We start from the raw sequence: 5542 nt of genomic DNA on the forward strand, positions 1-5542 counted from the left end.
GACTGGAGGTATTGCTTCGCTCACTTCGCCCCAGCCGTATCAGCCTTCCCCGAAAGGGTCATCGGGTCGGCCTGCGCATCGTCCTTTTCGAGGCTTGCTCGGCGTTCACTCGCGTTACGGCCTGCACACTCGCGCTGTCACCAATTCGTGACACGCTAATCGAAGGCTTCAGCCACTTCGTTACCTCCATGACTGCTCCGATTGCTTCCGGCTGGAGCGTTTGCCGGGTGGGACTTGCACCCACTGGAAAGCGCCGCCTTGTCACGGCGCACACCCGTAGCGGACTTCGGAAGCCGAGCGATTTTGCCCTCGTGCCGACGCAGTTCATTCAACTCGTCGCGCCCGAGGAATAAATCCCGGTATGCCGGTCTCGACCACGGCGTTGAATCTGACGGTCGTGGTGATACGTTCCCGGATGTCCCGCATGGCGTCGTCAGGCAGGGCGGAAATGTCAAAGCTCTCCTGGATGCGTTGTGGTTTGGTCGAGGTGGTCAGGAAAGCGGTGCCGCGCTGCACAGCCCAGGCCAAGGCCACCTGAGCCGGCGTCTTGTGCACACGCTGCGCGATCGCAGTAATCACGGGATCTTCCAATACGCTTGGCTCCATGGCGTGTCCCAAGGCTGCAAACGCCTGCAGTACGATTCCGTGCTCTTGGCAGAAATCGAGCAGATCCCATTCGGGCAAATATGGATGCGATTCGACCTGCACCATCGCGGGCCTGATCCGCGCGACCGCGACGATCTCGCGCAGCTTCTCCAGCGTGATGTCAGATAGACCGATCGACTTGCAGTGACCATTGTCGACGAGGCGCTCCAGTGCACGCCATGTCTCCAGCAACGTCACGCCTGGGTCATAGATTACCTGGCCGCGATCGTCCCGCGGGTCCTGCTCGTCGCCGGGTTGAAAGGCAAACGGCGTATGGACGATATAGCAATCGATCGTGTCGAGTTGCAGCCGGCGGCGGCTGGCGTCGAAGGCCGGCTTGACGCGCTCGGGACGGTGATTTGTGTTCCAGAGCTTCGTGGTCACGAACAGATCCTCTCGCCGAAGCGTTCCCGCCTTGAAGGCGTCCTGGATAGCTTCGCCTACCGCTGCTTCATTGCGGTAGCGTTCCGCGCAATCCAGATGTCGAAATCCCGCTTCCAGTGCAGTCCTGGTGGCCTGTTTCGTTGCGTTCTGATCCGGAATGAGTGTGCCAAATCCCACAGCGGGAATTGTCCCGGATTGGTGGGTGGAAATCCTCGTGTAGCGGAGCGCATTGGATGTTGTCATGTTCCTGCTTCCTTGTTTAGGCTCGGCCGCCGCAGATGCGGCGTCCCTCGAGTGCGACAGACTGAGACTGTTCGATGTGGTGTCATCTCACCATTCCACGGTCCTCAACCTGCCGGCCGCGGTTTCCGCAGAAAAAGCACGAGCGGGCTCACGACGAGCATGGCTAACATCAGAATCTTGAACTGACCGATGACCGCGACGACAGCCGCCTGGTGGGTGACCATGGCATTGAGAGCTGCAAGGCCGGGCTTGGCGATCGATCCGGCGACATGCGCGGCGGTCCGGTAGGGCATGAGGTCCTTGGCGAGCGCGACATGCATGGCCTGGGTGTTGCCGTAGAAGAACATCTGCACGACGGCGATGCCGATCGTGCTGCCATAGAGCCGCGACAGGTTGATGAGCGCACTACCTTCCGGGCGGAGCTTCGGATCGAGCGTACTGAACGCGGCTTTGGCGAGCGCCGGAATCACCATGCCGAGCCCCGCCCCTTGGAGGAAGCCCGCCTCGGCCACCGCGCGCCAATCCATCGCCGGTGAATATCCGAGCATCAGCCAATTGGCGTAGACCACCAGTGCCATTCCGCCAACCAGGAACGCGCGGTAGTCGACTTGCGCCTGGACCAGGCTCGTCAACAGCACCCCTCCCACGAGCGCAACGCCGCGCGGGATCGTCATGTAGCCCGTGGTGTCGACAGGGTAGTTCAGCAGCTCCTCCAGCATCGGCGAGGTCAACGCCAGGGTCGGCAGCAGGACGAGACCGACGGCAAAGGAGATCATCGTCGAGAGGACGAGATTGCGATCCCTGAACAGCGCCGTGCGGAGAAAATGCTCCTTCGTCGTCATGACGTGCACGACGAACAGATAGAATCCCAGAATGCAGACGACCGCCTCGATCCAGATTTCCATGGAGTCGAACCATTCCAGGCGCTCGCCGCGGTCGAGCAGCACTTGCAGGCCGATCATGCCGAGCGAAAAGGTCGCTAATCCGAAAAAGTCGAAGGGTTGCCTCCGCTCCGCCCTCTTCTCGCGAAGCCAGAACGCCATCGCGAGAAATATGAATGCCGTCATCGGCAGGCTGACATAGAAGATCGAACGCCAGCCGAGATATTCACTGAACCAGCCGCCGATACTTGCGCCGCTGCTGATACCGAGAAGAGAGCTCACCGTCCAAGCCAGGCCCAGGCGGGCGTGCCGCGTGGGTGGCTGCACCTCGAGCAGGATCGCCAGCGAAAGCGGCGAAAGTGGGCCGCTCGCGGCTCCCTGGACGATCCGGGCAAGCACGAACTGGACGGACGTCGTCGCCATCGTATCCAGCACAAGACCTAGCGCGAAGATGATGAGGGAGAATTGGTAAACCGACTTCCGCCCATAGCGTCCCGCAAGCCAGCTCGTGACCGACATGGCTACGGCGCTTGCCGCGATATAGGAGGAAAACACCCACCCGACCTCGTCATTGGCCATCGAGAGGGTCCCCTGGATGTGCGGTAGCGCCGCATTGGGCAGCGAGATGTTGACGGCCTGCATGTAGGTCGCCATGAGAGCCGCGAGCGAGATGGCGCGATGGCCGTCCGCTGCAACGTTCGATGGAACGACGGCGCTCATCTGACCCCCGCCGCGTAGGTCGGCTGCAGCAGGTGCCGCAAGCTGCCCCGATAGCCGGTATCGACCCGCGCGGTGACACTGATGCCCGAGAACAACGGTCTTGCCGGATCGATCTCATCGAGCTCGAGCCGCACCGGCAGACGCTGGACCACCTTGACCCAATTTCCGGTCGCATTTTCGGGCGGCAGGACCGAGAAATCCGACCCGGTCCCGGGGCTCATGCTGACGATGTGCGCCCTGAATTTGCGATCGGGATACGCGTCGACGTCGATCGTTGCCTCCTGACCCGGACGCATATGGGTCAGCCCTGTCTCGCGAAAATTCGCTTCGATCCAGACGTGACGGCTCGACAGCAGCGAAAACACCGGCGTTCCGGCATTAACGAAGCCGCCGATCTGTAGATCGTCGACCCTGGTGACGACACCGTCGTCGGGCGCCATCACCGTTGCATAGGAAAGATCGAGCCGGGCACGGTCGAGCTGGGCCTTGGCCGCACGAACCGTCGGATGGCGATTGAGGTCACTGTCCGGATCGCCGTCCAGAGCCACGATTGTGCTGGCGATCTGCTGCTCAATCGACGAAATGCGCTGGCGCGAGACTTTGAGATTTGTCTCGGCTCGCTCGAAGACCGCACGCGGGGTAAAATCGGAGGCGACCAGCATCTTCTTGCGGTCGTACTCGCGCTCGTCGAAGTCGGCTGAATCCCTCGCCGACTGCAGCTCGGCCTGTTGTTGGCGGTAGGTCGCCTTGAGCACCTCAATCTGGAGGCGCGCGCTGCCGAGCCGCGCCTCCGCCTGATCGACTGCGATCTGGTAGGGCTCCGGGTCGATCCGGAACAGGACCTGGCCCTGCCGCACACTCTCGTTATCGTGCACGGCGATCTCAACCGCTTGGCCGGAGACACGGGCGTTGACGGTCACTTTCGCGGCCCGAACGAACGCGTTGTCGGTCGAGACGTAAGGTTCTTGCACGAGATACACGGCGGCTCCGAGTGCTGCCACCATGAGAGGCAGAGCGAGCATGAGCGGTCGGCGCAGCCGCTCCATCATGCTCGTTCGGGGTAGCGCGACCGCGCGGTCCGGCGGCGAGTCGTCGACGGTTCGATCAAATCGCGCCTCCGCAGAGCTCTCGCGAAACCCTTCACGCTCGCCCTTCGAGCCGGCGACTGGCAAAAGATCTAGCCGCATGGAAAGCCCTCACCTCAATCTATTTCTTAACGCTCGTTACAATTAGTTCACAACGACATGACAATCAAGGGGGCTCCCAGTTGTTTTTTTATAACGGATGTTATAAATATGCCTCAGCACACAACGACCGAGATTTCGACATGCCCCGAAGAAAGAGCGAAACGGCAGCGGCACCTCGTGGGCGGCCGCGCGCCTACGATGCGGAGGCAGCCCTCAAGCAGGCGACGGAGACCTTCTGGAAGACCGGGTATTCGGGCACCCCGCTGGACAAGATCGCGGCTGCGACAGGAATGAGCCCGCCGAGCCTCTATGCGGCATTCGGCAACAAGCACGCACTCTATCTCGAGGCCCTCGCCCGATATTGGGAGATGACCCTGGCTGCGACACGCGAGGCCCTCGCGGGGGACCGTCCCTTGGCCGAAGCGCTGATGCTTGCCTATGAGGCAGCATTGTCCTTCTATTTTTCGCGCAAAGGCTCCGCGCGCGGCTGCTTTGTGATCGGGACAGCGGTGGCCGAGGCGGTCGAAGATGCGGAGATCCGGAAGAGTGTTGCCGCCGGGCTCCGCATGCTCGACGGCGATTTCGAAGCCCGGTTTCGCACGGCGCGCGAGAGAGGCGAGTTGAAGCAAGATGCTGATCCGGAGGCACTTGCGCTGCTTGCGTCAGCCACCATGCACACCATCGCAATCCGGGCGCGAGCCGGAGCTCGACGCGCGGACTTGAGGGAGATCGCCCATAAAGCGGTGACCCTCATCTGCGGAAGCCCTTCGGGGTCGCACTGAATCCAACCAACCCAGCTCGTAGACGTGGCTAGGCGCCCCTCTCCCAATCCAGAGCCGATGTGATTGGCTTCGAATGATCGCAAAAAGCGCCATGACCCAGCTTCTCGCCGCTTTTCTGCTCATGAAAGCTACGAGTAACTCGCCAATTCGTCGGGCATTAACGTCGCGACCCAACGGTTCCGATCGCTTTGTGATCTAAGGTTTCTAAAGAGGATTGATCGTGCTCGGACTAGACTGCCGATGAGATCTGCCGCAGCGCGTTAAGTTGGCATCCTGACCTCAACGGTTAGCCATGCGGCTCAACTCGCGACCCAGATTCGTTCATATCTCTCAAAGCAATATGGGACATGTTCCTGAGGCTGCATGGAGCCTTGGTCCCAAGCTCGACAGCAATTCAGCTTGTGTGAAGGGTTTCGGATGCCGGCCGCTTGAGGGAGGGCGGGCGCGGCGTATTCGGCGGCCGGCGTCCGAAAGCCTCCAAGGGAGGAAACCGCGCGTGAGAAACGTAAGGCGGTGCGGCAGGCGTTATGGGGATTTGAGCGCCGCGGGCGAGCTCGTTGATTGAGATCGAGTCGGCCCAACGAGTTGCGCGACGGTGAAGTCGCTGACGAATGCGCGGCGGATGGCCTTGAACTCGACAAGTTGTCCGACGATTTGCGACGGCTGGTGGATATCTGGGCGCGCTCTGCGGTGGCCGGTC

At 61.4% G+C, this 5542-nt stretch carries 5 protein-coding genes; 2 read left to right on the forward strand and 3 right to left on the reverse strand.

Translation table 11 applies throughout. The annotated features are described in order from the left end of the window. Positions 1-353, forward strand: a 353-nt coding sequence (locus tag YY7_RS62825; RefSeq protein WP_210164763.1) for a hypothetical protein, incomplete at its 5' end; no start/stop codon positions are given. On the opposite strand, the gene YY7_RS0149325 is transcribed toward YY7_RS62825, so the two are convergent. From YY7_RS0149325 to YY7_RS0149335, 3 genes are all read right to left on the reverse strand, one after another. Continuing rightward, positions 325-1272 carry an aldo/keto reductase gene (locus tag YY7_RS0149325; RefSeq protein WP_028169366.1) on the reverse strand — a complete coding sequence of 316 codons (948 nt, stop codon included), beginning with the start codon at positions 1270-1272 and terminating at the stop codon, positions 325-327. The two genes, YY7_RS62825 and YY7_RS0149325, sit on opposite strands and share 29 nt — an antisense overlap. 104 nt (positions 1273-1376) lie before the next feature. Next, positions 1377-2873, reverse strand: a complete 1497-nt coding sequence (locus YY7_RS0149330) for an MFS transporter (RefSeq protein ID WP_028169367.1) — start codon at positions 2871-2873, stop codon at positions 1377-1379. Beyond that, the gene (locus tag YY7_RS0149335) at positions 2870-4060 is read right to left on the reverse strand and encodes an HlyD family secretion protein (protein ID WP_028169368.1); all 1191 of its coding nucleotides are present in this window, start codon (positions 4058-4060) and stop codon (positions 2870-2872) included. The genes YY7_RS0149330 and YY7_RS0149335 overlap by 4 nt, the downstream gene beginning before the upstream one ends. A 140-nt stretch (positions 4061-4200) precedes the next feature. On the opposite strand from YY7_RS0149335, the gene YY7_RS0149340 reads away from it, so the two are divergent. After that, positions 4201-4842, forward strand: a complete 642-nt coding sequence (locus YY7_RS0149340) for a TetR/AcrR family transcriptional regulator (RefSeq protein ID WP_028169369.1) — start codon at positions 4201-4203, stop codon at positions 4840-4842. The last annotated feature ends 700 nt before the right edge of the window (positions 4843-5542 follow it).

Source organism: Bradyrhizobium elkanii WSM2783 (assembly GCF_000472865.1).
Taxonomy (GTDB): Bacteria; Pseudomonadota; Alphaproteobacteria; order Rhizobiales; family Xanthobacteraceae; genus Bradyrhizobium; species Bradyrhizobium elkanii_A.